This is a genomic window from Arthrobacter sp. 05T423, assembly GCF_056396245.1.
Genome location: NZ_JBFTLC010000008.1, coordinates 25,552 through 51,137 on the forward strand (window position 1 = coordinate 25,552; position 25,586 = coordinate 51,137).

A 25,586-nucleotide genomic window follows, 5' to 3' on the forward strand; every position below is an offset into this window, starting at 1 on the left:
TTCAGCACGCTGGGTTAATTTCCACCGCGCGGGTGCCTACTTCGCAGGATCTCGGATGTTGCGAACCCGGCACCGAGGACGATGACACTGCCAAGCCATGCGAGGGCCAGATAGAGCATGATGATCCTGTCCGTCGCCTCGAAGGGGGCGAGAGACTGCCCTGCCACGACGACCCTTCCGGCCGATGACCGCGCAACAACCGCCATGCGCAGCCCTGGGTCCGGCTGCCACGTCACGACGTCGGTCCCGGATGCCCTGGCAGTATCCAGCACACCCGGCGGCACGGCCGGAAGCGCCCCGTGAAGGGTGACCGAACCTGCCTCCGGTTTGTCGTCGGAGCCGTACACGATGACGAACACCCCGCTGTCAGTGGTCAGCTCAACCCGCGGGACCGCCGGGGCAGGCACGGAGCCGAGCAACTGCAGCTGGGCAGCGGCAGCCGCCGCGGGAGCCACGTTGGCGGTCCTGCGGCCGGATTGCTGGAACACGACGTACATGCTGCCGAAAATCAGAGTGACGACAACAACTGCAGCGGCCCAGCCGATGATTCTCCTCATACCGGCAATCATGGGACACGCTCAGGGACGGCGGAAGGGATCGGACGGACCTCGCGCAGGCAGGGCGCTTCCGGCCGGGGGCGGCTGCCGGCCGGCGGCTATTCGTAGCGGAGTGAGTCGATCGGGTTCTGCCGGGCAGCCCGCCAGGCCGGCAGGGTTCCGGCGATGAAGGCGATGGCCATGACAAGGAGGATGACTCCGGCGACGGGCCCGGGGGCGAAGCTGAGGATCTGAAGTCCTGCCAGGTCGCTGAGCGGGCCGCGGGCGAGGACGCCGCTGACCGCGGTGCCCAGGCCAATGGCGGCGGCGGATCCGATCAGGCTGCCCAGCAGCCCGATGAATGCCGCCTCGGTGCTGAAGAGGGCGAAAACGGAACCGCTGCCCATGCCCATGGCTTTCATGAGACCGATTTCCCGGGTGCGTTCCTGGACGGACATCAGCAGGGTGTTCACGATGCCGAAGCCCGCGGCGACCAGTGCGATGACCGCGAACGCGTTCAGGACGCCGATGATCCCGCTGATGACTGTCTTGACGGTGCCGATCCGGTCCTCAAGCGTCTGGGCGGTGTAGCCGGCATCGGCCAGCCGGGACTTCATGTCGCTGACCCGGTCCGGTGCGGTCGTGTCGAAGGTTGCCGTAGCCGCCGTCCAAACGTCCTTTGCCGCGGCGGGCGCCCCGACTTCCTGGGCGTCGGCGAGAGCGGCGGAGAGCGCCTTGTTGGCAAACGCGCCGCCACCGCCGAGGAGGGCGCTTTGTTCCACCCCGCTGATGCGTGCGGTGACGGTGTGCATGGTGCCGGCCGCGTCCTGGATCCCGATGCTGATCTCCTGGGCGACGGCCTGGGCGTTGTCGCTGAACCCCAATGGGACGATGTAGCTGGCAGGGAGGATGATCTGGGCCTGCTTGGCGGCGTCGTCCAGGCCGGTACCGGCGTCGAGCTGAGGGTGCGCGCCGGCCAGCGGGCTGACGGAGAGCTGGTACTTCCCGTTGGTGTTCCATTGGATGTACGAGGGGCTGAGCCGGGTCACGGGGGAGACCCCGGTGATCCCGGGAACCGCGGCCACCTTGTCCAGGTCCGCCGGGTTCAGCGCCAGCTGGGTGGACCCGGGCCGGCCGCCGGCGGCCAGCACCTTGACCTCGGGGTCGTATTTCTGTGGGCCGGAACCGGGGCTGGCGTTGGTGCCGGTCTTGGTGATGGTGAAGGCGTTGCCGGGTCCGACGGCCGCGACCTGGGCGTCGATGTACTCGGAGATGCCGGTGCCAAGGCCATTGGTGATGGTCAGGGTGAAGGCCCCGACGAAGATTGCCAGGATGGTCAGCGTGGTGCGCAGCTTGCTGCGGAAGCTGTTGGTAATCGCTGTTTTCAGTGTCTCGAGCGGTTTCATGCCGCGTGCTCCTCGTCGGTGCTGATCAGTTGGCCGTCACGGATGAAGATGCGCCGGTTGAACCGGGCCGCCAGGTCATGGTCGTGAGTGACCGTGATCAGGGTGATGCCGTGGTTCTGGTTCAGGTCGAACAGGATGTCCTCAACGACCCGTCCGGTGGCGGTATCGAGGTTGCCCGTGGGTTCATCGGCGAAAAGGACCTCCGGGTTGTTCGCCAGTGCCCGGGCAATCACCACGCGCTGCTTCTGGCCGCCGGAGAGGTTCCCGGCCTTGTTGCGGGCCTTGTCGGCCAGCTCAAGCTGTTCCAGTACAACCATGCCACGTGCGCGGCGTTCCCGGGCGCCGACGCCGGCGATCTTCAGCGGCAGAACAACGTTCTCCAGAACGCTGGAGGAGTGGTTGAGGAAGAACTGCTGGAACACGAAACCGAACATCCCGTTCCGAAGGGTGTTGAGTTTGCGCCCGCCCAGGTTCCTTGCGTCCACGCCATCAACGCAGACGGCACCTTCCCCCGGGGTGTCCAGCAGCGCGAGCAGGTGCATCAGGGTAGATTTCCCGGACCCGCTTTTGCCCACTATGGCCACTGAATCCCCGCGCTCAATCTCCAGGGAAACGCCCTTGAGGGCATCGAAACGGTCAGGTCCCCGGCCGTAGGTTTTCCTCAGGTCGCGGGCGGACAAGATCGGCACAGTCATAAAGATTCCCATCACGGATCGAAAAAGGGGGGAACAGAACAAGGGACAGGCAGGGCAGGTAAGGCGGACTCTCAGAATCCGGGCGGCAGCAGGCCGGTGGAGATCCGTGCGGCCGCCGCCAGGATGTCCTTCTCGTCGGCGTCGAGGTCACGGGCAGCGATGCCGAGCATGTTGATGCTGAGCAGGGCGAACCGGACGCGCAGCTGGTCCTCCACGCTTGCTCCGGGGGGAGTGAGGATGGCGAACAGTTCGCCGACTGCGGCGGCCATTCCTTCATGCTGGCCCGGTTCTGATTTGATGTCCCTGATCAATCGGTGGTTGGAGCCGAGGAAGCGGAACATGCGCAGGCCCTGGTCCTGCATGATCGCGGTCCACCGGGTGATCACGGTCCGGCGTACCTCCGGACCCGGTTCCTGGGTCCGTGCCCAGGCCAGCAGATCCGTGACCTGCCCGCGCATGGCCTCCATCAGGGCCCGGACAATGTCTTCCTTGCTCTTGAAGTGGTAGTACAGCGCCGCCTTCGTGAAGCCCAGTTCCTCGGCGATCTGCCGCATCGACGTCGACTCATAGCCCTGGTCGGAAAACAGGCGCAGGGCGACCGCCTGGATGTTCTCCCGGGTGCCCCCCGCGGGCGGTACAGCACCACTGTCCGTGAGTGTCATCTGCGCGCGCTCCCTCTCAGCCCGGCCATCTGCGGCCCGGGCCACTTGCTAACTAACCGGCCGGTAAGTACCATGCTAACCGAGCGGTAAGTGACCCGCAAACCAACTTCCAAAGGACCCGCAATGAAAGCTGACCAGGAGCCTGCCCGGCTCTCACCGCGCCAGATCGTCACCGCGATGAGCGGGCTGATCATAGCCATGCTGCTCGCGCAACTGGACAACATGATCGTCGCCCCGGCGCTGCCCACGATCGTAGGTGAGCTGGGCGGCATGGACCACCTTGCCTGGGTCACCACCGGGTATGTCCTCGCCTCGACGGTAGCGACCCCGATTTGGGGAAAGCTCGGCGACATTTTCGGGCACCGCCGCACGTTCATGGCGTCGATCGTGGTGTTCCTTGCCGGGTCTGCCCTGTGCGGGATGAGCCAGGACATGGTGGAACTCATCGGCTTCAGAGCCTTCCAGGGCCTGGGCGCCGGCGGGCTGATGGTGGGCATCATGGCCGCGATCGGGCTCATGGTCCCGCCCCGGGAACGCGGCAAGTACCAGGGGATCATGATGGCCGTCATGCCACTGGCCATGATCGGCGGGCCGTTGCTGGGCGGCTTCATCACAGACCACGCCACCTGGCGCTGGGCCTTCTACGTAAATCTTCCGCTCGGCGTCCTCTCACTGGTCGTGTGCTGGTTCACGCTCAAGCTTCCGCGTCAGCCGCGGACCTCGAAGGTGCGGATCGACTGGTGGGGCTCCGCCGTCCTCACGGTCTGGATCACCTCGCTCGTGCTGATGCTCAGCTGGGGCGGCAGCCAGTATGACTGGAACTCCCCGGAAATCATTGGCCTTGGCGCCACGGCCGCCGTCGGACTGGTCCTCTTCCTAGTCATCGAAAGCCGTACCGCCGAGCCCGTCATTCCGCTGCGCCTGTTCGCCAGCAGCAACTTCTCCCTGGCCAACGCGCTGGGCTTCATCGTCGGTTTCGCCATGTTCGGCGGGATCACCTTCCTGCCCCAGTTCCAGCAGTACGTCCAGGGCCAGTCCGCGACTAGCAGCGGGCTTCTACTGATGCCCATGATGATCGCCGCGATGATCGTCTCGTTGACCGGCGGCCTACTGGTCACCCGCACCGGACACTACAAGACCCTCCCGATCGCCGGGTCCGCCCTCATGGCCGCAGGCCTGTTTCTCTTCTCCACGATGGGTCTGGACACCCCGGCATGGCAGTCGGGGATCTACATGGCAATCCTCGGGGCCGGCATGGGCTGCATGATGCAGACCACCAACCTCATCGCCCAGAACAGCGTGCACATCAAGGACATCGGCGCCGCGACGGGCACCAGCACCTTTGCGCGGAACATGGGCGGTTCCCTCGGGATCTCGGTCCTCGGATCGATCTACGCCAGCCGTCTTGCGGACGCCATGGGCGGAGGAGCAGGCGGCAACGAAAGCCTGCACCAAAGCGGACAGATCACCCCTGCAGCCCTACACTCACTGCCACAGGCGGTCCAGGACCTCTTCAAGCAGGCCGTGACCGATGGCATCCAGGGCGTCTTCCTCTGGGCCTCCGTGATCGCCGCGGCCGGCTTCGTGCTGGCACTGTTCATCCGCCACGTCCCGCTGCGCGGCCACACCACCACCCCCGTCCAGGCCGCAGAAGCAACAGCAGAAGAACTCGCCTTCTAACCCGAGCCATCGCGGGGCCGCCGGAGGGCGCGTTCCGCTCGCCGGGCCCACCGCGGGCCCGGCGGTCAGCAGGGCGCGCACCTCTCCGATGAGCGTGCTGTGGTGCCCCGTCCGCAGTTGCAGTGCCAGCCCCAGCTCGAAATAGGGGAGAGGGAGAGGCTAGTCGCGGCGACAGTCTTGCGGCGGGTCGCTGTTTGTTCTATAACAAATAGAGAAAAGCGGGGTGAATTTAATGCTCCTCAACGTCGACCTGGCCAGCGATGTGCCGATCTACCAGCAGCTTCGCGACCGCATCACGGAGGCGATCGCGGACGGCGTGCTGACCGAGGGCAGCCCCTTGCCAGCCACCAGGACGCTCGCCGCGGACTCCGGGATCAACTTTCACACCGTGAACAAGGCCTACGACCTCCTGCGTCAGCAGGGCCTGATCCGGCTGAACCGCAAGACCGGCGCGGTGGTGACCTCCGCTGTTGCGGACTCGCCGTTCCGCGCGGAGTGGACCGCGAGGGCACGCACCCTGCTGGCCGAGGCCGTCGCCAGGGGGCTGCCGGCCAGCGAGGTTCTCGAAACCTGCCGGTCCCTGCTTGATTCATTTGGTGCTGCACAACCAGAGGACAAGACATGACCGTGGCCATCATCGTGAGCTCCGCGTTATTAGCACTGGTGCTCATACTCGCCCTGGTCCTTCCCTCGATCACCAGTCCGACCGTGCCGTTCGGAGTCCGGGTACCGGCCCAGCGTGCCAGCGACCCAACGGTGGTCAGGCAGACCCGCATCTACCGACGGCGGATAGTCGTCAGCGGGATCCTCGCCGCAGGGGTCGGGATCGTCAGCTATGCCGTGACCGAAGAGGCGTTGCTGCTGCCGTTGCCGGTCCTGGTGCTCCTCGGCGTCTGGTACGGCTGCTTCTTCCTGGCCAACCACGAGATCCGGGCCGCCAAGGCCAACGGGAGCTGGTACGAGGGACTGCATCAGGGCATCGCGGTGGACACCGGACTGCGGACCGATCCGCCGCGCTTTCCGTGGTCCTGGCTGGCTCCGGCGCTGATCGTCACTCTCACCACAGCGGTGATCGGCGTGGTCAGTTACCCCGCAATGCCCGCACTGCTTGTACTGCATTACGGAACGAACGGCGTCCCCGACAGGGTGGCGGCCAAGTCAGTGGGCACCGCCTTTTCCCTGGTGTTCGTGCAGATGGGCGTGACCGCGCTGATGGCAGGTATCGCCGCGGCCATCTTCCGGGGCCGGCCGGACATCGATCCGGCGCACCCGGTCGGTTCCGCGCGCTGGCACCGCCGGTACATCGCACTGGGCGCCAAGTCACTGCTCGGACTGGTGGCGATGATCGACTTGGGAATGCTGGGATCGTCACTGCTGATGTGGACCGGGACAGTCACGCCGTGGGCGCCGCTGGTGATCGTGATCCCGACTCTGTCCGCGGTTGTGGTGGCCGTCGTCGTGTTGGCCAGGCACAACCGCGAGCCTTTCGGGGGCGAGCGGGATACCGGCCTGACCCACCGCGACGACGACAAGTACTGGCGGGGCGGCCTGTTCTACGTCAACCGCGAAGACCACGCGCTGATGGTTCCGCGCCGGTTTGGTCTTGGATGGGCGCTGAACTTTGGCAATCCCAGGGCTGCGATGCTTCTGGCCGGCGTCGTGGCGCTGATCAGCATGGTGGTAATCCTCCGCGCCGGTAGCTAAGGTCTTGCCGCCGTGACAGCTATCCCCAACCCGATCATCCGCACTCGAGGAGAGCACCATGACCGCCATCTACACCTTCGACGTCTTTTCCAGCCTCGATGGCTTCGGCTCCAACAGAGGCAACTGGGGCGGCTACTGGGGCAAGCAGGGCCCAGAACTGCTCGAGCACCGCTTCGCCTTGTATGGCGCGGAGCAGCGGATGGTCTTCGGGGCCAACACGTACCGGGCGTTCGCGCAGATGCTGGCCGCGAACACCGAGGAGTCCGACGTCCGCGACCCATGGGTTACGCGGATGAGGAACCTGCCGGCAACGGTGGTGTCGAGCACGCTGCAAGGACCGCTCGACTGGCCGGACGCTACCGTCGTGAGCGGCGACGCCATCGACGTCGTCGCCCGGCTCAAGGAGGAGTCAGCAGTGCCGCTGCGCTCACACGGCAGCCTGTCGATGAACCGGGCACTCATGGCCGCCGGTCTGGTGGACCGCATCCAGGTGACGGTGTTCCCTGTGATCACCGGCCAGACCGGAGCGGAGCCGATCTTCCAGGGTGTTGCCGACTTCGATCTGGAGCTGATCGAGAGCCGCACGCTCGACTGCCGCACCCAAGAGCTTATCTACCGGCCAACCCGGCACGTCTGACTCACGGGCGAGGACCACTCAAGGACTGAACGGCCCCGGCACTCAGCGCACCCGAAGTGCGTGGGCTTCCGTGATGCGCTGCAGCTCCCCGTAGCTGATGGAAAACATCGAGTGGTGGTCGCCGGCCCCCGCCCAGAGCGTTGCGTGTTCTTCGAGCGAGGCGTCCAGCAGGGTGCGGATCTTTGCCGGATGCCCCACCGGGGCAACCCCGCCCACTTCCTGGCCTGTGTGGTGCAGGACGAAGTCCGGCGCCGCGCGGCGGATCCGGCCGGTGCCCAGCTGGGACGCGACCAGCCGGACGTCCACTTTCGCGGCACCGCTGGCGAGGATCAGCAAGGGAGCGCCGTCCACTTCGAACACCAGGCTGTTGGTGATCGCCGCAACGTCGCAGCCGAGCGCGTCAGCCGCCGCGGCCGCCGTCGGAACGGCGCCGCGAAGAACGGTGACCGTGTCGCGGGCACCCGCTGCAGTCAGGGCGCGGCGCACGTTGGCCACCGGATCGGCAAGCATGTCCCTGCTCGTGTCGTCAGTAGCCCTGGGCATCCAGGATCGCGTCTTCCTCTTCTTCCGCCGTCGCCCGCTTACGCTTCCGGGTCACCGGCGGACGACGGCGGGCTGCCGCGGCGGTGTGGGCAGGCCCGGCGTCGCCGGCCGCCTCTGCGTCTTCGGCGTCCATGGCGGCGTTGCGCGCCTGCTGCCGGGCCGCGTAACCAAAGCCGACGAACATGAGGACACCAAAGGCGAACCACTGCAGCGAGTAGGACAGGTGCGTCCCCTCGTCCACCGAGGGCATGGGGAACGGCTGGGGCATGTCCGCCACCGGCGGCGTCTCGGAGGCGAGCTGCCCGTAGGCGCCGGTCAGGATCGGGTAACCGAGCTCGGCGGAGTAGGTGGGCAAGTCAATGGAGGCCAGCTGGCCCTCCGGCGCGCCGCGCTGCAGCGTCGGTTCCCCGGGTTTGAGCCGCACCACGGCAGTGATGTGCCCGGCCGGCGGCGCCGGAATGGAGTCCGGCCGGCCGGGGGTCTTGTTGCCGATCGGCAACCAGCCGCGGTCAATCACCACGGTCTCGCCCGACACAAGCTTGAACGGCACCACCACCTCGTACCCGGGCTGGCCGTTCAGGGGCCGGTTGCGCACGATCCGCAACCCGTCGACGTCGTAACTGCCCTGCAGCCTGACCTGGGTCCATTCCCTGGCCGGGTCCAACTGGTTGAACTCACTGCGGGCCTGAGCAAACGTAATGGGGGTGGCCGAATAGTTGGACGTGACCCGCTGGATTTCCGCCAGCGTCTCGGCCCGGCGGTCCATCTGCCAGCGGCCAAGGAACACGCAGCCGGTGGCGAAGATCGCGGCCAGCAGGAGGTAGCCCAGCCACTTGCTGGAAAACAGGAACCTGTACATTCAGCTGTTCCCGCCCGTCTCGGCGGCCTCGAGCGGCACGGTTTCCTTCCAGAGCCCGCGCGTCTGCAGGTAGTCCTCCAGCCATGCCTTGTGCTCACCGCACGCCAGCCACACCTTGCGGCGGTCAGCCGTGTGGATCTTGGGATTGTTCCAAAGCAACTGCCAGGACGCGTCGGCCCGGCAGGCTTTGCGGGAGCAGGTGGCCGCGGCCGCCGGCCCCGCAGGATCGCCGCTGCCGGCACCCAGGTTAAAAATGTTCATGAAGCTTTCTGTCCCCGGCCGTCGTCGTCTTCTTCTTCGTCATCAGCAATGAGTTCGCCTTGGAGCACCGTCGGTTCATCGGCTGAGTCGGCGCTTTCCGCGTTCCCGGATTCGCTGGCCGCTCCCAGTTCAGCGTAAGGCGTGTAATCGAGCAGCGCATCGCTGTGGATCTCCGCCTTGTCCGAACCGTTGGCGATCACCACGGCGACCCACGGCAGGAAAACCGCGCCCGCCACCGCAACCAGCTTGAGCCAGCCGTCCACCACGAAGATCAGGATCAGGCATACCATGCGGATACCCATGGCGAGGGCGTACTTGATCATGCGCTCCCGCATATCTTCGGAATGCGCTGCGGCGGCGTCCGTGATGCTGATTACTTCCGGATGGCCGGCGGTGGAGTCAGGCTCCCCGGGGGTCTGCTGTCCGGGCTGGGGTTCGGGTATCACGACTGTCTCATCACGCTCCAATGGCTACCCCAATTCTCTCACCATCCGAAGGTGGCTCCCAATCCGACGATAAGATCGGAAGCAGTTAAAAATCCAGCCACCACAGCGGAGCCAGGCTCCGCGGAAATCCGGAGCACACATGTCTGAAGCAGCAACCACGGCCCGCAGCGTCCTCATCACCGGCGGAAATCGCGGCATCGGCCTGGCCATAGCAGAGGCATTCCTGGCTAACGGGGACAAGGTGGCCGTAACGTACCGCAGCCAATCGAAGCTGCCGGAGGGTGTTCTTGGGGTCAAGGCGGACGTGACCGACGAAGCCTCCGTTGACGCGGCGTTCGCCGAGGTGGAGGCCGCCCACGGCCCCGTCGAGGTACTTGTGGCCAACGCCGGCATCACCAAGGACACGCTGCTGCTGCGCATGAGCGAGGACGACTTCACATCCGTCATCGACACCAACCTGTCCGGGGCCTTCCGTGTCATCAAGCGCGCGTCGAAGGGCATGATCCGGATGCGCCGGGGCCGCGTGGTGCTCATCTCCTCCGTCTCGGGGCTGTACGGCGCGCCGGGGCAGATCAACTACTCAGCCTCCAAGGCCGGGCTCGTGGGTATCGCCCGCTCCCTGACCCGTGAACTCGGTTCCCGCGGAATCACGGCCAACGTGGTGGCTCCCGGGTTCATCAACACGGACATGACCGCCGAACTGCCGGAAGCAACCCAGAAGGGGTACCTGTCCAGCATCCCCGCCGGGCGTTTCGCCGATGCCTCCGAGGTGGCCAACGTGGTGCGCTGGATCTCCAGCGACGAGGCCGCCTACATTTCCGGCGCCGTGATTCCGGTCGACGGCGGCCTGGGCATGGGGCACTAGGAACCCGGAGCATCTGGGTAATTTCCACCCACGGCGTGCCGGCGCGTTCTTTGTCGCGTTCCGACAAAGGAAACAAGTGTGTCCGCTGGCATGATGGACTGCAGGCCATCAGCAATTAGACGTTTTGCACAAATTCCAAGCTTTAGACAAGGGAGCCCACATGGGACAGCTGGACAACAAGACAGCCATCGTCACCGGTTCTTCGCGCGGCATCGGCGCCGAAGTTGCCAAGATCCTCGCCGGCGAGGGTGCCGCCGTCGTCGTTAACTACCGCCAGAAGGCGCCGCGCGCCAATAAGGTGGTGGCCGGGATCGAGGCCGCCGGCGGCCGCGCCGTCGCCGTGGGCGCGGACCTCACCACCCGCGAAGGCGTACAGGCGCTGGCCAGCGCCGCCATGGAGAACTTCGGTTCGCTGGACGTCCTGGTCCTCAACGCCTCGGGCGGCATGGAGTCGGGCGTGGAGGAGGACTACGCCCTCAAGCTCAACCGCGACGCCCAGGTCAACATGCTCAACGCCGCCGCGCCCCTCATGAAGGAGGGATCCCGCGTGGTGTTCGTGACCAGCCATCAGGCCCACTTCATCAACTCGGTCGCCACCATGCCCGAGTACGAGCCGGTGGCCCGCAGCAAGCGCGCCGGCGAGGACGCCCTGCGCGAGCTGCTGCCGAACCTGGCGGACAAGGGCATCTCCCTGGTGGTCGTTTCCGGCGACATGATAGAGGGCACCGTGACCGCCACGCTCCTGGACCGTTCAAACCCCGGCGCCATCGAGGCCCGCCGCGCCGAGGCCGGCAAGCTGTACTCCGTGGAGGAGTTCGCCGCAGTGGTTGCGAGCATGGCCACCGCCGACGTCGAGTCCGGCCACACGGAATATGCCGGCGGCGCTGACTACTTCGGCAAGAACGCCGGCTAGTCACTCCGGCACTTGCCTTCCGTGGGATGTTGACACGGATTCCTGACACGATTCCCCTAGACGAGGGCCCGGTGCATCAGCGCCGGGCCTTCGTCATACCGGAAACCCTTGCTGCCCCGGCGCCCGAGTCAGCCCGCGCAGGCGTTGTGCGGGCTGGCTCGGGCGCCTAGGGTCGTAGCCATGGCAGAGGATGCAGCAGCAACGAAGCGGACCTATCCGGCCGGTGTGCCGTGCTGGGTGGACAGCCAGCAGCCCGATGTGGAGGCTGCCATGGAGTTCTATGGCGGCTTGCTCGGCTGGGAGTTCGACGCCGGTGCGGCGCCTCCCGGGGACACCGGCAGTTACGTGATCGCCCGGCTGGGCGGCCAGGAGACGGGCGCCATTACCGGCTTGGGCACCGGGCCGCACGGCGTGCCCGCCTGGAACACGTACATCGCGGTCGAAGATGCAGAGGCCTCTGTGCGTCACCTGCTGTCGGCCGGCGCAGCCCTGAAATCAGCGCCTGCCGATGCCGGCGTGGGAGGCGTGCGGGCCGCGCTGGCCGATCCCGAAGGGGCGGAGTTCCGCATCTGGCAGCCGGTGGTGAGGCCAGGCGCCCAGGCGGTCAATGTTCCGGGCGGCTGGAACTTCAGCGACCTCCACGCGGTTGACACGGAAGCCGCCGCCGATTTCTACACCCGGGCCTTCGGCTGGCAGTTCAACCGCCTCGACTTCGCCACCATGATCCGCCGTCCCGGGTACGGCGACCATCTGGAAGCGACCGTCGACCCCGATATCAGGGCCCGGCAATCCGGGGACGCCGTCCCGGCCGGCTTCGGGGACGCCGTGGGCTGGCTTGCCCCTGCCGCCCCGGGCGAGCGGCCGCACTGGCATGTCACGTTCACCGTCGCGGACCGGGACCAGGCGGTCCAGGAGGCGGAGCGACTGGGCGGGCACGTGCTGGGACAGGACAACACCGAGTGGACACGGACGGCCCTGATCCGGGACCCCGGCGGGGCGGTCTTCACGGCAAGCCAGTTCACGCCGCCGTCGGGCTTTTAGGTCCGGCCGGGGATCGCGTCCCCCTCGGGCTTCCAGTTCCCGGCGGGTTCGCTGTTTTCGCCTGTTCAGACCCCGGCGATGTGCCGCACTGCGTCCAGGTACGGCATGTTGATGACGGCGTCAGCCACGGCGCGGACTGCGGGCTTGGCGTTGAAAGCCACCCCGATGCCCGCGGCGCCGAGCATGTCAAGATCGTTGGCGCCGTCGCCCACCGCGATGGTGTGCTCCAGCGCGATGCCCTCGGTGGCCGACCATTCGCGGAGGTACTTTTCCTTGGCTGCACGGTCGATCACGTCTCCGAGGACCTTGCCGGTCAGGGTGCCGTCCACGATCTCCAGCTCGTTGGCGATCCAGTAGTCCATGCCAAGGTCCTCGGCGATGGGACGCAGGATCTGGTTGAAGCCGCCGGAGACCACGGCAACAGCGTGGCCGGCGGCCTTGAACGCTGCCACCAGCTCGGCGGCACCCTCGCTCAGCTTCACTTCCGCGCACACCAAGTCGACGACCGAGGCCGGCAGCCCGGCGAGGACGGTCACGCGGGCGTGCAGGCTTTGGGCGAAGTCGAGTTCACCGCGCATGGCGGCTTCCGTTACGGCCGTGACTTCGTCACGCTTTCCGGCGTAGGCGGCGAGGAGCTCGATGACCTCCTGCTGGATCAGGGTGGAGTCGACGTCCATGATGAGCAGCTTGCGCTCCGCGTTCCGCAGTTCCGCAGGGACGATGGCGGTGTCCACGCCGGTCCGCTCCGCGTTCTCCTTCGCTGCGGCAATTACGTGCCGCAGGCCGGCGATGTCCGCAGCGGAGCCCGACGGCACAGAAAAATCCACGGTGCAGACATCGAAGCGTCCGTTGCCTGCGCTGGAGGCTGCCCCAAAGGTGGCGCCGGAGCGGGCCAGCAGGGACCGGAGGCTTTCCGGTTCCGAGGAGGACAGTTTCAGGCCGTAGCTGACCGCAGTCACGTTCGAAGTCATGGCTGCAATCTTATCCAGCGCGGCGCCGCACCCCCGAATCCGTCGCACTGAGTCCATTGCACAACAGCAATCCATCGCACAACAGCAGTACCCAGCCGGCTCCCAGCAAACGTTCGGCCAACCCGGAGGCCGGTCCGGCAGAATGGTCCGATGATCTTTGCCTTGCTTGCCCGCGCCCGTCCTGCGCCTGCCCTGCGACTGACGCAGCAGGCACTTTTCTGCTGGGCAGGGGCTCTCCTGTTGGTGGGTGACGCGGTTTTCTGGCTGATGTTCGCTGCGATCCAGTCAGGGTCGGGGTTGGCCGCGATGGACGGCCCGGTGCACAGCCTGATGGTGGATTCGCGCAGTCCTGCCGCCACTGCGCTTCTGGCATGCCTGACCATTGTCACATCGCCGGAGTGGCTGAGCGTCATTGGCGCAGTGTTTGCGCTGGCATGGGCAGTATGGAAGCGCGAACTCTGGCGCCCGGCCGTGCTCATGGGCGCCATGGTCCTTGCTGTGGTGGCGACCACGCTCATCAAGCACGCCGTGGGACGGTCCCGCCCGCCGTCCACGGATTTCCTCCTCGGCCCCGACGATGCGCTCTCCTTCCCGTCCGGGCACACGGTGGGCATCGGCGTCTTCACCGTTGTGCTCGCCTACCTCTTATTGTCACGAACGGGAACACGCACGACGGCGGTGCTTGGGTTCTCCGGCGCGTTTGCGCTCACCGCTCTGGTCGGCTTGAGCCGGCTGTACCTCGGGTACCACTGGCTAACCGACGTCGTGGCTTCGTGTGGCGTTGCCCTCGCGGTGGCAGCCGTCGCCGTGTTCGTGGATGCAGCCCGGCACGGTTCCTCTAGGCTGCGCCCCCGGGCTCGCTCCGGAATGCGCCCCCATACGGGAGCCGGGCGGACGCCGGACAGCGTGGCGGCTGCCGGCGCGTCAGCGCCGGACACGCAGGCGTAACAACGCCAAGGCAGCGGCTGCAACGACTGCCGCCGCCAAGGCGCTGATGCCGGAATAGCCGGTGAGGCCCATGATGGGCCCAGCCGCCGCGCTGCCCACTGCGCCAGCCAGGGACATGGTGGCGTCGGAGAATCCCTGGACCGGAATGCGCTCGGCAGGGGTCAGGGAGGCGACGAGCAAGGTGGAACCGGCGACGGTTGTTGCCGACCAGTCCAACCCGAGCAGGATCAGGCCGACGGTGACCGACCCCATGCTCTGCGATGCCAATCCCGTCAGCGCCACTGCCGCGATCAAAGTCAGCAAAGCCGGCCAGCGCCATGGTTCGCGGCCCAAGGCGGTCGGTGAGGGCGCCCATCAGTGGTGAAAGCGGATACATCCCCGCGATATGCAGGGAGATGGTCAGGCCGATCAGCGCGATGGTGTCCGAATTCCCGGCCGCGTGTCCGGCGTGATGCTGCATGTGCAGCGGCGTCATGGACATCACGGTGGCCGCGAAGCGGGCCTGCAGGTTCACCGCCGAAGCCAGGCCCACCAGGAATGCCCCGCCGAGCAGGAGCACAAACAGTTCGGTAGTCACGGCGGTGACCATGAGGAAGGTGCCGGCGATCGCGGCGGCCAGGCCGGTGGTGAGGGCGACGCGGCGTCCTTGCCGCAGAGCCAGCCGGGAGAGCGGAATCGCCGTGGCTGCGGTGCCCAGGGTGAGGGCGGTGTTGACAGAGCCGGCCCACGCTTCGTGGCCTGACAGGTCTACGGCCAGGATGGAGCCCAGGCGCCGACACCAGCCACGGCGGAAACCGCACCTATTGCTCAACCCGCTGTGGCAATGCCGACGCAGTCCGGCGCTACCGCAGCCGGGCGCGCTCAAGCTGACGCAGGCACCGGTGTAAGAACCATGTCGTCGAGTTTCGGCAGGGCATGGCGGAGCCGGTGCCCGGCCTCGTGCAGGGTCTGTTCTGCCACGACCAGAGTGGCGTCACCGTCGACGGCGATAGTGGCCGCACCTTGAAGGCGGTGCCCGACCCAACGCAGCTGCACACGTGTCACCTCGATAACGCCAGGCGTGCCCTCAATGGTGCTGCGGGCGCGGTCCACGAGTTCCGGCTCGATCCCGTCCATCAGACGGCGCCCAATGCTGCGCACCGTTCCCCACAGCAGGATGATGATGGCCGCGGAGATAAGCAGGCCAACCAGCGGGTCCGCCAGGGGAAATCCGAGCATGACGCCTCCGGCGCCGAGCACCACGGCCAGGGACGTGAAACCATCCATCCGCGCGTGAACGCCGTCGGCCACCAGCGCAGCCGAGCCGATCCGGCGCCCGATCCTGATGCGGTAGATCGCTACCGCCTCGTTTCCGGCGAATCCGACCAGTCCCGCCCCCATGACCCAGCCCAGGTTCTGGAGCGCCTGCGGGTGGATCAGCCGGTCAACCGACTGCCACGCTGCCAGTACTGCAGAGAGGGCGACGACGGCGACGATGAACAGCCCCGCCAAATCCTCGGCCCTGCCGAAGCCATAGGTGTACCGGCGGGTGGCGGCGCGACGCCCCAGGATGAACGCCACCCACAGGGGAATGGCGGTCAGGGCGTCGGAGAAATTGTGAATGGTGTCGGCCAGCAAGGCGACCGAACCGCTCACCAGAACAACCAGGAACTGCAGGACGGTTGTCCCGAGCAGCATGAACAGGCTGATCTTCAGGGCACGGATGCCCTGCGTGCTCGCCTCAAATGCGTCATCGACCGAGTCGGCCGCATCATGCGTGTGCGGGACGAACAGCTCGAAAAGCCTGCCCTTCAGGCCCCTGTGATGCACATGTGCGTGGCCGTGGGCGTGGTCGTTTCCGTGATCATGGTCGTGGTCATGGTCGTGGTGGTGTCCGTGCTGTGACCTTCCGTGGTCAGCGGCATCACCGCCGGCGGGCACGCCGGTGGTCTGCGTCAGGTCGCTCACAATGCCGCTCCCTTTATGCGGTGGTGGGCCGGCTGCCCACCGAGGGCATGTTCGGCCTGGAAGATCGCATCGGCGACGAGCTGGCGTGCGTGCTCGTTTTCGAGCCGGTACAGGACCCTGGTCCCGTCCTGGCGCGTGGACACCATGCGCGCCAGCCGCATCTTGGCCAGATGCTGGGACACGGCTGCCGGTGACTTCCCGAACACCTCGGCCAAAGCGCCGACGGCCATCTCACCCTCGCGCAGAGCCAGGATGATCCGCACCCTGGTGGCGTCAGCCAGCATGGCGAAGATCTCAACAGCCAACTCCACATACTGGCTGTCGACGTCGAGTCTGCAAACCTGCTTATCCGCGTTCATACGCATATAATGCCATAAACGAGCATGGACCGATGAGGACTGGCTTTACCGGTTATCAGTCGCACCGTGTTTTGTCCTAGTGTCTACTTCTATGAGTGATGTTCTTGAAATGGCCGCCGTCAGCGTTGTGCGCGGAGCCAAAACGCTCCTGAGCAAGGTGGACTGGCAGGTCAGGGAAGGCGAGCGGTGGGTCATCCTCGGCCCCAACGGCGCCGGCAAGACCACTCTGCTGCAGATTGCCGCCGCGAGGCTCCATCCCACCAGCGGCATCGCCGGCATCCTGGATGAAAGCTTGGGAAAGGTGGACGTCTTCGAACTGCGTCCACGGATCGGCCTCTCCTCGGCGGCCCTGGCCAACCAGATCCCCGAATACGAGAAGGTGCTCAACGTCGTCGTCACCGCCGCCTACGGTGTGACCGGCCGGTGGCGCGAGGGCTACGAGAAGGACGACGAACGCCGCGCGTTCGCCCTCCTGAACGATTGGGGCATGGGCCCGCTGCTGAACCGCAAGTTCTCCACGCTCTCCGAGGGTGAACGCAAGCGCGTGCAGATCGCCCGGGCGCTCATGACCGATCCCGAACTGCTGCTGCTCGACGAGCCCGCCGCCGGCCTGGACCTTGGCGGCCGCGAGGACCTCGTGCACCGCCTCAGCCAGCTGGCCATGGACGAGGACGCGCCAGCGATCGTGCTGGTCACCCACCACCTTGAGGAAGTCCCGCCGGGCTTCACCCACGCCATGCTCATGCGCGAGGGTGAAGTGGTGGCCGCCGGGCCGGTGGCAGAAGTCCTCACTTCGGGCAACCTGAGCGAGACCTTCGGCCTGCCCCTGGACGTCTCGGTAAACGCCGGCCGTTACACGGCAACCGCCCGCCGCTAGCAGAGCGGCCGGCACAGCGTGGAGTTTTTCAGCGGCATCCTTGTGTTCTTCGCCGGCCTCTGGGCCGGCACCATCAACAGCGTTGTCGGGTCCGGGACCCTTGTCACCTTCCCGGTGCTGATCGCCCTGGGCATCGCACCGGTGACCGCCTCCATGAGCAACGCCATGGGCCTCGTCGCCGGCGGCGCCGCGGGCGCGTGGGGTTACCGCCGCGAGCTGAAGGGCCGCGGCCGGCAGCTCCTGCGGCTGCTCCCGGCGTCCCTGCTGGGCGGCATCAGCGGAGCCTGGCTCCTGCTCCACCTGCCGGAGAAAGTCTTCCACTACGCGGCGCCGGTGCTTATTGTCGTGGCCCTCCTGATGGTGGTGTTCCAGCCGCGGCTGCAGCGCTGGGTGCGGAACCGCGAAGAAAACCCCGAGCATGCACTGAAGGACAAGCACCACGGCATCCTGCTGGTGGTGCTCGTGTTCCTGGCCGGAGTGTACGGCGGCTACTTCGTGGCGGCACAGGGAATCCTGCTGGTGGGCATCCTCGGCGTGTTCATGACGGGCACTATCCAGAACGCCAACGCCATGAAGAACGTCCTGGTGCTGGGCGTGAACCTGATCGCGGCCGCCTCCTACCTGCTGTTTGCCTTCGACCGGATCAACTGGACAGTGGTGGCCATCATCGCCGTCAGTTCCCTCATGGGCGGCCTCGCCGGCGCCAGGGTGGGCCGCAGGCTGTCACCGCCCATACTGCGTGGCGTCATCTTTGCCCTCGGCCTGGTGGCGCTTGGCTTCCTGGTCGCAAACCTGCTCAAGGGATGACTGAAATGACTGCCCGGTGACTTTCCACTATCTCGAATCGGCCGCGGACCCGCGCGTCGCCGACTACACCCAGCTAACGGACGTCCACCTTCGGAAACTCCGCGAACCCGCGGAGGGCATGTACATCGCCGAATCCTCGCGTGTCCTCCGGCGCGCCCTCGCCGCCGGCCACCGGCCCCGGTCCTTCTTCCTCGCCGAGAAATGGGTTGCGGACCTCGCGGACATCTTCGAGCAGTACCCTGACGTTCCGGCATACATCGGCAGCACCGGCCTGCTGGAGGAAATCACCGGGTTCCACCTGCACCGGGGCGCCATGGCAGCCATGCACCGCCCGGCACCGGTCCCGCTGCCGGAACTCCTGGCAGGCGCCCGTCGCGTGGCAGTGCTGGAGGACATCGTCGACCACACCAACGTGGGGGCCATCTTCCGGTCCGCAGCAGCGCTCGACATCGACGCGGTCCTGGTGTCGCCGCGCTGCGGCGATCCGCTGTACCGCCGCAGCGTCCGCGTCAGCATGGGCACCGTATTCCAGGTGCCGTGGGCCAGGCTTGACACCTGGCCTCAGGACCTCACCCTGCTCAAGGAGCAGGGCTTCACGGTGGCGGCCATGGAGCTCACCGACGACGCCGTGGACCTGGACGAGCTCGCCGCCCGCAACCTGGACCGGCTCGCCCTGGTGCTGGGTACGGAAGGTGCCGGCATGAGCGCGGAGACGCTTGCCGCCGTCGACCTCGCCGTGAAGATCCCGGTGCGAGCCGGCGTGGACTCGCTCAACGTGGCGGCGGCGTCAGCTGTCGCTTTCTGGGAGCTGCGGCCGCGGGCCTGACGGGAGCCTCTATCGGGAAGCTTCGCTTAGCCGCGCACGCCGGCGGATGAAGTACTCGGCCACCGCAAGGTTGATGACCCATGCACTGCCCATGAGCACGGCCCGGGTCGATTCGTCCGGCTGCCCGACCAGAAGCATCCAGGGGATGGAAACGAGCGCCTGGGTTCCTGCTGCGATGCCGATGGCGTAGCCGCGTGCCATCGATGTCCCGTGCCGGACGAAGTCCCGCTGACGGATCGCCAGCACACCCAGGACGATGCTCACCAGCAGGGCCGAGCCGAACACCAGCCGCAGAATGAAGAGCGCTTCGCCGTCGCCTTCCGGAAGGTCATAGAAGGCCGCCATCCACAGACCTGACAGGGCAACGAGCAAGCCTGCGGGAATGAGGATACCGCCCGCCAGCCGGTGCCAGCTGGACTTGCCCCGCCCGCCCCGGCGAAGTGCAGGCACGAACTGGAACGCTCCGAGGAGGCTGTACAGGATGGCTGCAGGAATATGGATCAGCACAGGCAGGGGGGAGTCGAAGAACCGTGCATTTGCCGGCGTTACCGGCCCTCCGCCTCCGAGCTCGCCAAGGCGAAGCGATCCGAAGATCACCGGGATAAGGCTGACGAAGATCAGCGAGGCCCTAAACAAGCACGTCGCGAACAAAGAGGAACTCCTCGACGGCATCGTCGAGGTGATTGTCGGCGAGATCGACCCTCCGGCCCCCGACACGCACTGGAAGGCTGCCGTTCGGCTGCGCGTTCTTTCCGCGCGCCAGCGGCTCCAGCGGCATCCATGGGCACCCAGGTGATCGAAGCCCGCACCGCAAAGACCCCTGCAGTCCTGGACTACATGGACTCCTTCACGGGCATTTTCCTGGCCGGGGGATTCTCGGCCGATCTGGCGCACCACGTCATGCATGCCCTCGGTGGGCGCATGTGGGGATTCACGCAGGAGCTGTTCGACGAGTCAGCAAGCCCAACCAGCCAGAACGCCGATGCGCAGGCGCAGCTAGCCTCCGAGGCGCAAGCCGCGATGCTCCGGCAGATGGCCGAGCGCTATCCGCACATCCTTGCCATAGCCACGTCGTCTGCACATGACGAAGGCTCGGTGGTCGGACACGGCTGCGACGACCAGTTCGAGTTCAAGTTTGCCCTCGATCTCCTCCTCGAGGGCTTTGAGCGGCTGCACGAAGAGGGCTGGAGTTCCCGGCGCGCCAAACTGGAACGAGCCCAGTAGCCTCCCGGTTCGTTACTTTCCTCCACAGTCCGCTATGATAGATAGCTGGTTCCACTGTGTTTTTCGCTGGCCCTTGGCTGGCCAGAACGCGATGAAAGCCATCCCATTCATACCTGGCAACTGGCAAAATCCAGCTGCGTGAACAAAAGGTCCCATTATGAAGTCTGATATCCACCCGAAGTACGAAGCTGTTGTTTTCAACGACCTGGCCTCCGGCACGAAGTTCCTGACCCGCTCCACCGTGTCTTCCTCGAAGACCATCGAGTGGGAAGACGGCAACACCTACCCGGTCATTGACGTCGAAATCTCCTCCGAGTCCCACCCGTTCTACACGGGCAAGCAGCGCATCATGGACTCCGCTGGCCGTGTCGAGCGCTTCAACGCTCGCTTCAAGGGCTTCGGCGGCAAGAAGTAATTCACTTCTCCCCAAGGTTCTTTGGAAAGCCCGCACCGGCAACGGTGCGGGCTTTTCGCGTTTGTGGGGCAGGATGGAAGGCATGACTGCCACGCCAATAACTGCAAGGGGAGGGGCGGCCCCGGGGCTGCACGGTGAGTACAAGGTCCCGGGCGGCAAGCTCGTGGTGGTGGACCTCGACGTCGTGGACGGCGCCTTCACGGACGTTTCCCTCAGCGGCGACTTCTTCCTCGAACCGGATGAGGCCCTCCTGGCCATCAACGCCGCCTTGGGAGGACTGCCGGAAAGTTCTACGGCGGCCGACATCGCCGCCGCCGTGGAGGCCTCCCTCCCGGAGGACGCCGTGCTGTTCGGGTTTTCGGCCGACGCCGTGGCCATCGCCGTCCGCAGGGCCCTGGCCAAGGCCACCGCATGGACGGACCACCACTGGAACGTCATTGCGCCCAGCGTGCTGCCCACCCATCTGAACGTGGCGCTGGACGAGGTGCTCACCGAGGAGGTCGGCGCCGGCCGCCGCAACCCCACCATCCGCTTCTGGGACTGGGAGGAACCGTCGGTGGTGATCGGCAGCTTCCAGTCCTACCGCAATGAGGTACATCCCGACGGCGTGTCCCGGCACGGCATCACCGTGGTCCGGCGCATCAGCGGCGGGGGAGCGATGTTCATGGAGGCCGGCAACTGCATCACCTACTCGCTCTACCTGCCACAGACACTCGTGGACGGCATCAGCTTCGCCGACTCCTACGCTTTCCTCGATGCGTGGGTCATGGCCGCCCTGAAGAAGCTCGGCATCTATGCCTTCTACGTCCCGCTCAACGACATCGCCACCGGCCAGGGCAAGATCGGCGGGGCGGCCCAGAAGCGGCTGGCCAACGGCGGGATGCTCCACCACGTGACCATGAGCTACGACATCGACGCCGACAAGATGGTGGACGTGCTCCGCATCGGCAAGGAGAAGCTCTCGGACAAGGGAACCACCAGCGCAAAAAAACGTGTGGACCCGCTGCGCCGCCAGACAGGCCTGGCCCGGGCGGAGATCGTGGCGGCCATGATGGAGGCGTTCGCGGAGCGCTACGGAGCCACGCCGTCGGAGATCACGGCGCAGGAGCTGGAGACCGCCCGCGAACGTGTCGCATCAAAGTTCGGCAAGGACGCGTGGCTGCACCGGGTTCCGTAAAACCCCATCTTTAGGGCGCCAGCGGAGCACCAGGGGTTGTCACCGATAGTGACTGGGCGGTCAGCGAGCGGTGCAGGTGGCTCCGCTGTTCTATGATGATCCGGCGCAGGGCACGCGGGGCGTCCGGGTGCTCTGCGAGCCAGCGGTCGGTGCGGGCCACCACGGGATGGTCCTCCGGATCTCCGGCCGGGTCCAGGTCCCGGACGGACGGGTAGAGTCCGCGGACGATCCGGCTGGCGATTTCGATGCTCCGCTCAGCCCACACCTTTTCCAGCGACTCGTAGTAGGGCTCCACAAACGGGTCCAGGAGTTCTTCGGAGGCGGTGTTGAACCCTGCGATGGTCGCGCTGAGCAGCTGGTTGGAGAGCTCTGCCCCGCGGACCGCGGCGTCCCAGGCCGCCGCCTTGACGGCCGCGTCAGGCCGGGCCGCCAGCGCCGTGGCATGGCCTGCCCGCCCGGAGGCCGTGGTGTCCCTGGCCAGTTCGGCGTCGAGCTCCTGCTCCGTGGCGAGCCCCCGCGCCGCCAGCGCGTGCCACAGGCTCCAGCGGAGTTCCGCGTCCACGGCCAGTCCCGGCACCCTCTCGCTGCCGTCCAGCAGCCCGCGCAGAAGTCCGGCCCGGCTGCCCTCGGTCCGGCTGACCGTGGCGAGCGTCCTGGCCCAGGCAAGCTGCTGGTCGGAACCGGGCTCCGCCGCGTACAACTCCCGTGCCGCGCCCTCGGCAAAGGACTTCCGCAGGGCTTCGCGTTCCCTGGCCGGCACGTACTGTTCAACGGCCATGGTGGCGTTGCCCAGGATATTCAGCAGAACGCCGATCCCGGACTCGGCGGCAGCAAACCGGAGAACAGCGTCCACATACTCTGAAGCCGGCGCGATGCCGTCCCGGGCCGAATTCCACAGCGCGGACCAGCAGAGGGCGCGGGCCATGGGGTCGCTGATCCGGTCCAGTGAGGCGCGGGCGGTGGCCTCGGAGACCGGATCCAGCCGGACCTTGGCGTAACTCAGGTCGTCGTCATTGACCAGGAGCAGGGCTGGCCGGGCCTTCCCGGACAGGGCCGTGATTGCCTCAGCGGCGCCGGCCAGGTCGGTCTCCACGGAATCAGTCCGGACCAGCCTGCCAGCGGCGTCGAAGTTGTAAAGCCCGATCCGCAGCCGGTGCGGGCGTGGCTCCTGGCGGCCGGTGGCAGGGTCGGTGGCGTCCTGCAGCAGCGCGACCCGCTCGAGGATGGCCGTGCCGTCAGCCGCTTCAGCCGTCTCCAGTTCGGCGCTCAGTGTTGAGATGCCGGACGTCTGAAGCCACTGCCGGGCCCACGTGGTGAGGTCGCGTCCCGAAGAACTGGCCAGGGCTCCGAGCAGGTCCGCCAGCGTGGTGTTGCCGTACTCGTGGTCTCGGAAGTACCGCCGGGAGCCGGCGACGAAGGCATCGAAGCCGACGTACGCCACGAGCTGCTTCAGGACGGACGCGCCCTTCGCATAGGTGATGCCGTCGAAGTTCTGCTTGGCTGCCTCGAGGTCCGGGATGTCGGCGACGATCGGGTGGGTGGTGGGCAGCTGGTCCTGGACGTAGGCCCAGGCCTTCCGGTTGTTCGCGAAGTTGACCCAGGCGGTGTCCCAGTCGGTGGCGCGGTCCACGCCGAGGGTGCCCATGTAGTCCGCGAAGGATTCCTTCAGCCACAGGTCGTCCCACCACTGCATGGTCACAAGGTCGCCGAACCACATGTGCGCCATCTCGTGCAGCAGGGTGTTGGCGCGGCCCTGGTACTGGGAGTCGGCGGCCCGCGAGGTGAACACGTAGTTTTCCGTGAAGGTGACCAGGCCGGGGTTCTCCATCGCGCCCAGGTTGTATTCGGGCACGAAGGCCTGGTCGTACTTGCCCCACGGATAACGGTAGTCAAACAGCTGGTTGAAGAAGTCCAGTCCCTGTTTGGTGAGCCTGAACAGCTCGGCGGCGTCGAACGCGGGCGCCAGCGATGCCCGGCAGTAGAGTGCCAGCGGCACGTCAAGGCGGGTCCCGCCGTCGTCCGTCCTGCTCCAGTGGTCCTCGGCCTTGAAATAGGGACCGGCCAGCACCGAGGTGATGTAGGTGGACATGGGCAGGGTGGGTTCGAAGTCCCAGCGGGCCGCGGCGTCGTCCTCCGCCAGAGGCAGCCGTGCTGCCCCTGCGCCGTTGGAGGCCACCTCCCAGCCGGCCGGGGCGGTGACGGAGAAGGTGAACCGGGCCTTGAGGTCGGGCTGTTCGAAGTTCGCGAACACCCGGCGGGCATCGGCCGGCTCGTACTGGGTGTACAGGTAGCACTGGCCGTCGGCCGGGTCAAAGAACCGGTGCATGCCCTCGCCGGAGCTGCTGTAGAGGGCAGTTCCGGTGACCGTCACCTTGTTCTCACCCTGCAGGTTGTCCAGCCGGATCCGTGCGCCGTCCACCACGTCGGGGACCGGCAGCTCGACGCCGTTCAGGACCACGCTGTGCACCTCGCCGGCGATGAAGTCCAGGAAGGTGGAGGCTCCGGGCCGCGCGGCAGAGAAGGCGATGGTGCTGCGGCTGGTGTACCCCGCCGTGTCCGGATCCGGTGCGCTGCGGACGTCGAGCGAGACATGGTAACTGTGGGTGGTGATCAGGGCGGACCGCTCTGCCGCTTCGTTCCGCTGGAGGTTCTGATTCGACACCAAGCTATTGAATCATGAGGGCCATGGAACAGTGGGCAGCTATTGCACCATGAGCAGCGCGGCGGCCAGCCCGAGAACTGCGATCAGCAGCCACGCCACGAGGGCGGCCAGCACGGCGCGCGCTCCGGTGTGCAGCAGGGTGCGGATACGCACCGCCGAACCGAGGCCGAACAGGGCAGCGCCCAGCAGCACGTCCTGCAGGCCGGCCGCCGCCTCCAGCCAGCCGGCGGAGAGCCAGCCGCTGGAGCGCAGCGCCACCATGACGATGAATCCGACGACGAACAGCGGCACAACCGGCGGACTGCCCGTGGGCAATGCGCCGGACCGGCCGCCTGCCTCCCGGCGGTGCCGGATTCTCTGTTCTGCCCCTGCCAAGGCCACCATCGGCGCCAGCAGGATCACCCGGGTGAGTTTGACGACGACGGCGAGGGCCAGTGCCACCGGACCTGCAGTTTGCGCCGTGGCCACCACCTGCCCGACGTCGTGGACCGAGGCCCCCGTCCACGCGCCGAACGCCTCGGCACTCAGTTGCAGCGGGTGGGCCAGCAGTGGGAGCACGCCGATGGCCAGCGTCCCGCACAGCGTCACGAGCGCCACCGGCAGGACAGTGTCCCGGTGGCTGATCCGCCGCACCGCGGCCATCGCCCCGATCGCCGATGCGCCACAGATGGAAAACCCGGTGGCGATCAGCAACGCCGTGTCGGCCGGCAGCCGGAACAGCCGGGAGATCCCGTAGGTGCCGGCGAAGCTGGCCACCACCACCGCCGCGATGAGCAGCAGGGCCAGCCAGCCGAGGCCCAGCACGTCCGAGATACTCACCTTTAACCCGAGGAGCACGATGCCTCCGCGCATCAGATGCTTGCCGGCGAAGTCCAGCCCCGGCCGGGCACGGCCGGCAGTCCACACTGCCGTGCCCGGAAGGTTGGCTGCCAGCAGGCCCAGCACCACGGCCAGCGTCATGGCCGGCAGCGCGGGCACGGCGGCATGGATTGCGAACGCGAAGGCCAGGGCGACGACGGCGGTCAGCAGGCCGGGCAGAATCCGGGTAAGGTTCTGATGCGTCATCCCGCGCAACTGCAGCAGCAGCGCTGGCGGGAGTCGGAAGTCTGGCACGTCCCAACCTTG

At 66.7% G+C, this 25,586-nt stretch carries 31 protein-coding genes; 15 read left to right on the forward strand and 16 right to left on the reverse strand.

Annotated elements, in window-relative coordinates:
- Positions 1–14: 14 nt before the first annotated feature.
- From AC1DFE_RS08565 to AC1DFE_RS08580, 4 genes are all read right to left on the reverse strand, one after another.
- Entirely contained in the window at positions 15–557 is a 543-nt protein-coding gene (locus AC1DFE_RS08565) for a hypothetical protein (RefSeq protein WP_476905471.1), read from the reverse strand.
- A gap of 98 nt (positions 558–655) precedes the next feature.
- Positions 656–1,942, reverse strand: a complete 1,287-nt coding sequence (locus tag AC1DFE_RS08570; protein ID WP_476905472.1) for an ABC transporter permease — start codon at positions 1,940–1,942, stop codon at positions 656–658.
- Positions 1,939–2,637, reverse strand: coding sequence for an ABC transporter ATP-binding protein (locus AC1DFE_RS08575; protein ID WP_476905473.1), 699 nt, complete (start codon positions 2,635–2,637; stop codon positions 1,939–1,941). Before AC1DFE_RS08575 ends, AC1DFE_RS08570 begins: the two co-directional genes overlap by 4 nt.
- A 71-nt stretch (positions 2,638–2,708) precedes the next feature.
- Entirely contained in the window at positions 2,709–3,299 is a 591-nt protein-coding gene (locus AC1DFE_RS08580) for a TetR/AcrR family transcriptional regulator (RefSeq protein ID WP_476905474.1), read from the reverse strand.
- 123 nt (positions 3,300–3,422) lie between these two features.
- Here AC1DFE_RS08580 and AC1DFE_RS08585 point away from each other — a divergent pair, with 123 nt between their 5' ends.
- The 4 genes from AC1DFE_RS08585 to AC1DFE_RS08600 all read left to right on the forward strand — a co-directional run bounded on the left by AC1DFE_RS08585 (position 3,423) and on the right by AC1DFE_RS08600 (position 7,320).
- The gene (locus AC1DFE_RS08585) at positions 3,423–4,979 is read left to right on the forward strand and encodes an MDR family MFS transporter (protein WP_476905475.1); all 1,557 of its coding nucleotides are present in this window, start codon (positions 3,423–3,425) and stop codon (positions 4,977–4,979) included.
- 232 nt (positions 4,980–5,211) lie between these two features.
- Positions 5,212–5,604 carry a GntR family transcriptional regulator gene (locus AC1DFE_RS08590; RefSeq protein WP_476905579.1) on the forward strand — a complete coding sequence of 131 codons (393 nt, stop codon included), beginning with the start codon at positions 5,212–5,214 and terminating at the stop codon, positions 5,602–5,604.
- Positions 5,601–6,683: a DUF1648 domain-containing protein gene (locus tag AC1DFE_RS08595; RefSeq protein ID WP_476905476.1), complete on the forward strand. Its 1,083-nt coding sequence runs from the start codon at positions 5,601–5,603 to the stop codon at positions 6,681–6,683. The genes AC1DFE_RS08590 and AC1DFE_RS08595 overlap by 4 nt, the downstream gene beginning before the upstream one ends.
- 58 nt (positions 6,684–6,741) lie before the next feature.
- Positions 6,742–7,320, forward strand: a complete 579-nt coding sequence (locus AC1DFE_RS08600; protein ID WP_476905477.1) for a dihydrofolate reductase family protein — start codon at positions 6,742–6,744, stop codon at positions 7,318–7,320.
- A 42-nt stretch (positions 7,321–7,362) separates the two neighbouring features.
- Here the strand turns inward: AC1DFE_RS08600 and AC1DFE_RS08605 are convergent, their stop codons facing one another.
- Genes AC1DFE_RS08605 through AC1DFE_RS08620 form a run of 4 tightly spaced genes read right to left on the reverse strand, consistent with a single transcriptional unit; the run spans position 7,363 to position 9,450 of the window.
- Positions 7,363–7,863 carry a YbaK/EbsC family protein gene (locus AC1DFE_RS08605; protein WP_476905478.1) on the reverse strand — a complete coding sequence of 167 codons (501 nt, stop codon included), beginning with the start codon at positions 7,861–7,863 and terminating at the stop codon, positions 7,363–7,365.
- Positions 7,847–8,722, reverse strand: coding sequence for an SURF1 family cytochrome oxidase biogenesis protein (locus tag AC1DFE_RS08610; protein WP_476905479.1), 876 nt, complete (start codon positions 8,720–8,722; stop codon positions 7,847–7,849). Before AC1DFE_RS08610 ends, AC1DFE_RS08605 begins: the two co-directional genes overlap by 17 nt.
- Positions 8,723–8,983, reverse strand: coding sequence for a hypothetical protein (locus AC1DFE_RS08615; RefSeq protein WP_476905480.1), 261 nt, complete (start codon positions 8,981–8,983; stop codon positions 8,723–8,725).
- Positions 8,980–9,450: a DUF3099 domain-containing protein gene (locus AC1DFE_RS08620; protein ID WP_476905481.1), complete on the reverse strand. Its 471-nt coding sequence runs from the start codon at positions 9,448–9,450 to the stop codon at positions 8,980–8,982. Before AC1DFE_RS08620 ends, AC1DFE_RS08615 begins: the two co-directional genes overlap by 4 nt.
- Positions 9,451–9,568: 118 nt before the next feature.
- Here AC1DFE_RS08620 and fabG point away from each other — a divergent pair, with 118 nt between their 5' ends.
- From fabG to AC1DFE_RS08635, 3 genes are all read left to right on the forward strand, one after another.
- The gene (gene fabG, locus AC1DFE_RS08625) at positions 9,569–10,294 is read left to right on the forward strand and encodes a 3-oxoacyl-ACP reductase FabG (protein WP_476905482.1); all 726 of its coding nucleotides are present in this window, start codon (positions 9,569–9,571) and stop codon (positions 10,292–10,294) included.
- Positions 10,295–10,454: 160 nt separating this feature from the next.
- Positions 10,455–11,207, forward strand: coding sequence for an SDR family oxidoreductase (locus AC1DFE_RS08630; RefSeq protein WP_476905483.1), 753 nt, complete (start codon positions 10,455–10,457; stop codon positions 11,205–11,207).
- A 180-nt stretch (positions 11,208–11,387) separates the two neighbouring features.
- Entirely contained in the window at positions 11,388–12,248 is an 861-nt protein-coding gene (locus tag AC1DFE_RS08635) for a VOC family protein (RefSeq protein ID WP_476905484.1), read from the forward strand.
- A gap of 65 nt (positions 12,249–12,313) precedes the next feature.
- Here AC1DFE_RS08635 and serB read toward each other — a convergent pair whose 3' ends face one another.
- On the reverse strand, positions 12,314–13,219 hold the full coding sequence (gene serB / locus AC1DFE_RS08640) for a phosphoserine phosphatase SerB (RefSeq protein WP_476905485.1): 906 nt from the start codon (positions 13,217–13,219) through the stop codon (positions 12,314–12,316).
- Positions 13,220–13,369: 150 nt separating this feature from the next.
- Here serB and AC1DFE_RS08645 point away from each other — a divergent pair, with 150 nt between their 5' ends.
- Positions 13,370–14,167: a phosphatase PAP2 family protein gene (locus AC1DFE_RS08645; RefSeq protein ID WP_476905486.1), complete on the forward strand. Its 798-nt coding sequence runs from the start codon at positions 13,370–13,372 to the stop codon at positions 14,165–14,167.
- Here AC1DFE_RS08645 and AC1DFE_RS08650 read toward each other — a convergent pair.
- Positions 14,144–14,470 (reverse strand): MFS transporter, encoded by a 327-nt coding sequence (locus tag AC1DFE_RS08650; protein WP_476905487.1) that lies wholly within the window; start codon positions 14,468–14,470, stop codon positions 14,144–14,146. The genes AC1DFE_RS08645 and AC1DFE_RS08650 overlap by 24 nt on opposite strands.
- 435 nt (positions 14,471–14,905) lie before the next feature.
- Between AC1DFE_RS08650 and AC1DFE_RS08655 the strand changes: the two genes are divergently transcribed.
- On the forward strand, positions 14,906–15,037 hold the full coding sequence (locus AC1DFE_RS08655; protein ID WP_476905580.1) for a CGNR zinc finger domain-containing protein: 132 nt from the start codon (positions 14,906–14,908) through the stop codon (positions 15,035–15,037).
- Here the strand turns inward: AC1DFE_RS08655 and AC1DFE_RS08660 are convergent.
- Together AC1DFE_RS08660 and AC1DFE_RS08665 are read right to left on the reverse strand one after the other, a co-directional pair.
- The gene (locus AC1DFE_RS08660) at positions 15,029–16,114 is read right to left on the reverse strand and encodes a cation diffusion facilitator family transporter (RefSeq protein WP_476905488.1); all 1,086 of its coding nucleotides are present in this window, start codon (positions 16,112–16,114) and stop codon (positions 15,029–15,031) included. The two genes, AC1DFE_RS08655 and AC1DFE_RS08660, sit on opposite strands and share 9 nt — an antisense overlap.
- Positions 16,111–16,473, reverse strand: a complete 363-nt coding sequence (locus tag AC1DFE_RS08665; protein ID WP_476905489.1) for an ArsR/SmtB family transcription factor — start codon at positions 16,471–16,473, stop codon at positions 16,111–16,113. The genes AC1DFE_RS08660 and AC1DFE_RS08665 overlap by 4 nt, the downstream gene beginning before the upstream one ends.
- Before the next feature lie 91 nt (positions 16,474–16,564).
- Here AC1DFE_RS08665 and AC1DFE_RS08670 point away from each other — a divergent pair, with 91 nt between their 5' ends.
- The 3 genes from AC1DFE_RS08670 to AC1DFE_RS08680 are packed head-to-tail and all read left to right on the forward strand — an operon-like array spanning position 16,565 to position 18,983.
- Positions 16,565–17,350, forward strand: a complete 786-nt coding sequence (locus AC1DFE_RS08670; RefSeq protein WP_476905490.1) for an ABC transporter ATP-binding protein — start codon at positions 16,565–16,567, stop codon at positions 17,348–17,350.
- 18 nt (positions 17,351–17,368) lie between these two features.
- Complete coding sequence (locus AC1DFE_RS08675; RefSeq protein WP_476905491.1) at positions 17,369–18,157, forward strand: sulfite exporter TauE/SafE family protein; 789 nt, start codon at positions 17,369–17,371, stop codon at positions 18,155–18,157.
- A gap of 16 nt (positions 18,158–18,173) precedes the next feature.
- Complete coding sequence (locus AC1DFE_RS08680; RefSeq protein WP_476905492.1) at positions 18,174–18,983, forward strand: TrmH family RNA methyltransferase; 810 nt, start codon at positions 18,174–18,176, stop codon at positions 18,981–18,983.
- 9 nt (positions 18,984–18,992) lie between these two features.
- Here the strand turns inward: AC1DFE_RS08680 and AC1DFE_RS08685 are convergent, their stop codons facing one another.
- Positions 18,993–19,634 carry a DUF2306 domain-containing protein gene (locus tag AC1DFE_RS08685; protein ID WP_476905493.1) on the reverse strand — a complete coding sequence of 214 codons (642 nt, stop codon included), beginning with the start codon at positions 19,632–19,634 and terminating at the stop codon, positions 18,993–18,995.
- Positions 19,612–19,761, reverse strand: coding sequence for a hypothetical protein (locus AC1DFE_RS08690; RefSeq protein ID WP_476905494.1), 150 nt, complete (start codon positions 19,759–19,761; stop codon positions 19,612–19,614). The genes AC1DFE_RS08685 and AC1DFE_RS08690 overlap by 23 nt, the downstream gene beginning before the upstream one ends.
- Positions 19,762–19,763: 2 nt before the next feature.
- On the opposite strand from AC1DFE_RS08690, the gene AC1DFE_RS08695 reads away from it, so the two are divergent.
- The 3 genes from AC1DFE_RS08695 (at position 19,764) to AC1DFE_RS08705 (ending at position 21,799) form a co-directional block, all read left to right on the forward strand.
- Positions 19,764–20,207, forward strand: a complete 444-nt coding sequence (locus AC1DFE_RS08695) for a TetR/AcrR family transcriptional regulator C-terminal domain-containing protein (protein WP_476905495.1) — start codon at positions 19,764–19,766, stop codon at positions 20,205–20,207.
- A 157-nt stretch (positions 20,208–20,364) separates the two neighbouring features.
- Positions 20,365–20,622, forward strand: coding sequence for a type B 50S ribosomal protein L31 (locus AC1DFE_RS08700; RefSeq protein WP_003802336.1), 258 nt, complete (start codon positions 20,365–20,367; stop codon positions 20,620–20,622).
- Between the two features lie 82 nt (positions 20,623–20,704).
- Positions 20,705–21,799 (forward strand): lipoate--protein ligase family protein, encoded by a 1,095-nt coding sequence (locus AC1DFE_RS08705; protein WP_476905496.1) that lies wholly within the window; start codon positions 20,705–20,707, stop codon positions 21,797–21,799.
- A gap of 10 nt (positions 21,800–21,809) precedes the next feature.
- Here AC1DFE_RS08705 and pepN read toward each other — a convergent pair whose 3' ends face one another.
- Together pepN and AC1DFE_RS08715 are read right to left on the reverse strand one after the other, a co-directional pair.
- Positions 21,810–24,461 carry an aminopeptidase N gene (gene pepN / locus AC1DFE_RS08710; RefSeq protein WP_476905497.1) on the reverse strand — a complete coding sequence of 884 codons (2,652 nt, stop codon included), beginning with the start codon at positions 24,459–24,461 and terminating at the stop codon, positions 21,810–21,812.
- 39 nt (positions 24,462–24,500) lie between these two features.
- Positions 24,501–25,526, reverse strand: coding sequence for a YeiH family protein (locus tag AC1DFE_RS08715; protein WP_476905581.1), 1,026 nt, complete (start codon positions 25,524–25,526; stop codon positions 24,501–24,503).
- Between the last annotated feature and the right edge of the window lie 60 nt (positions 25,527–25,586).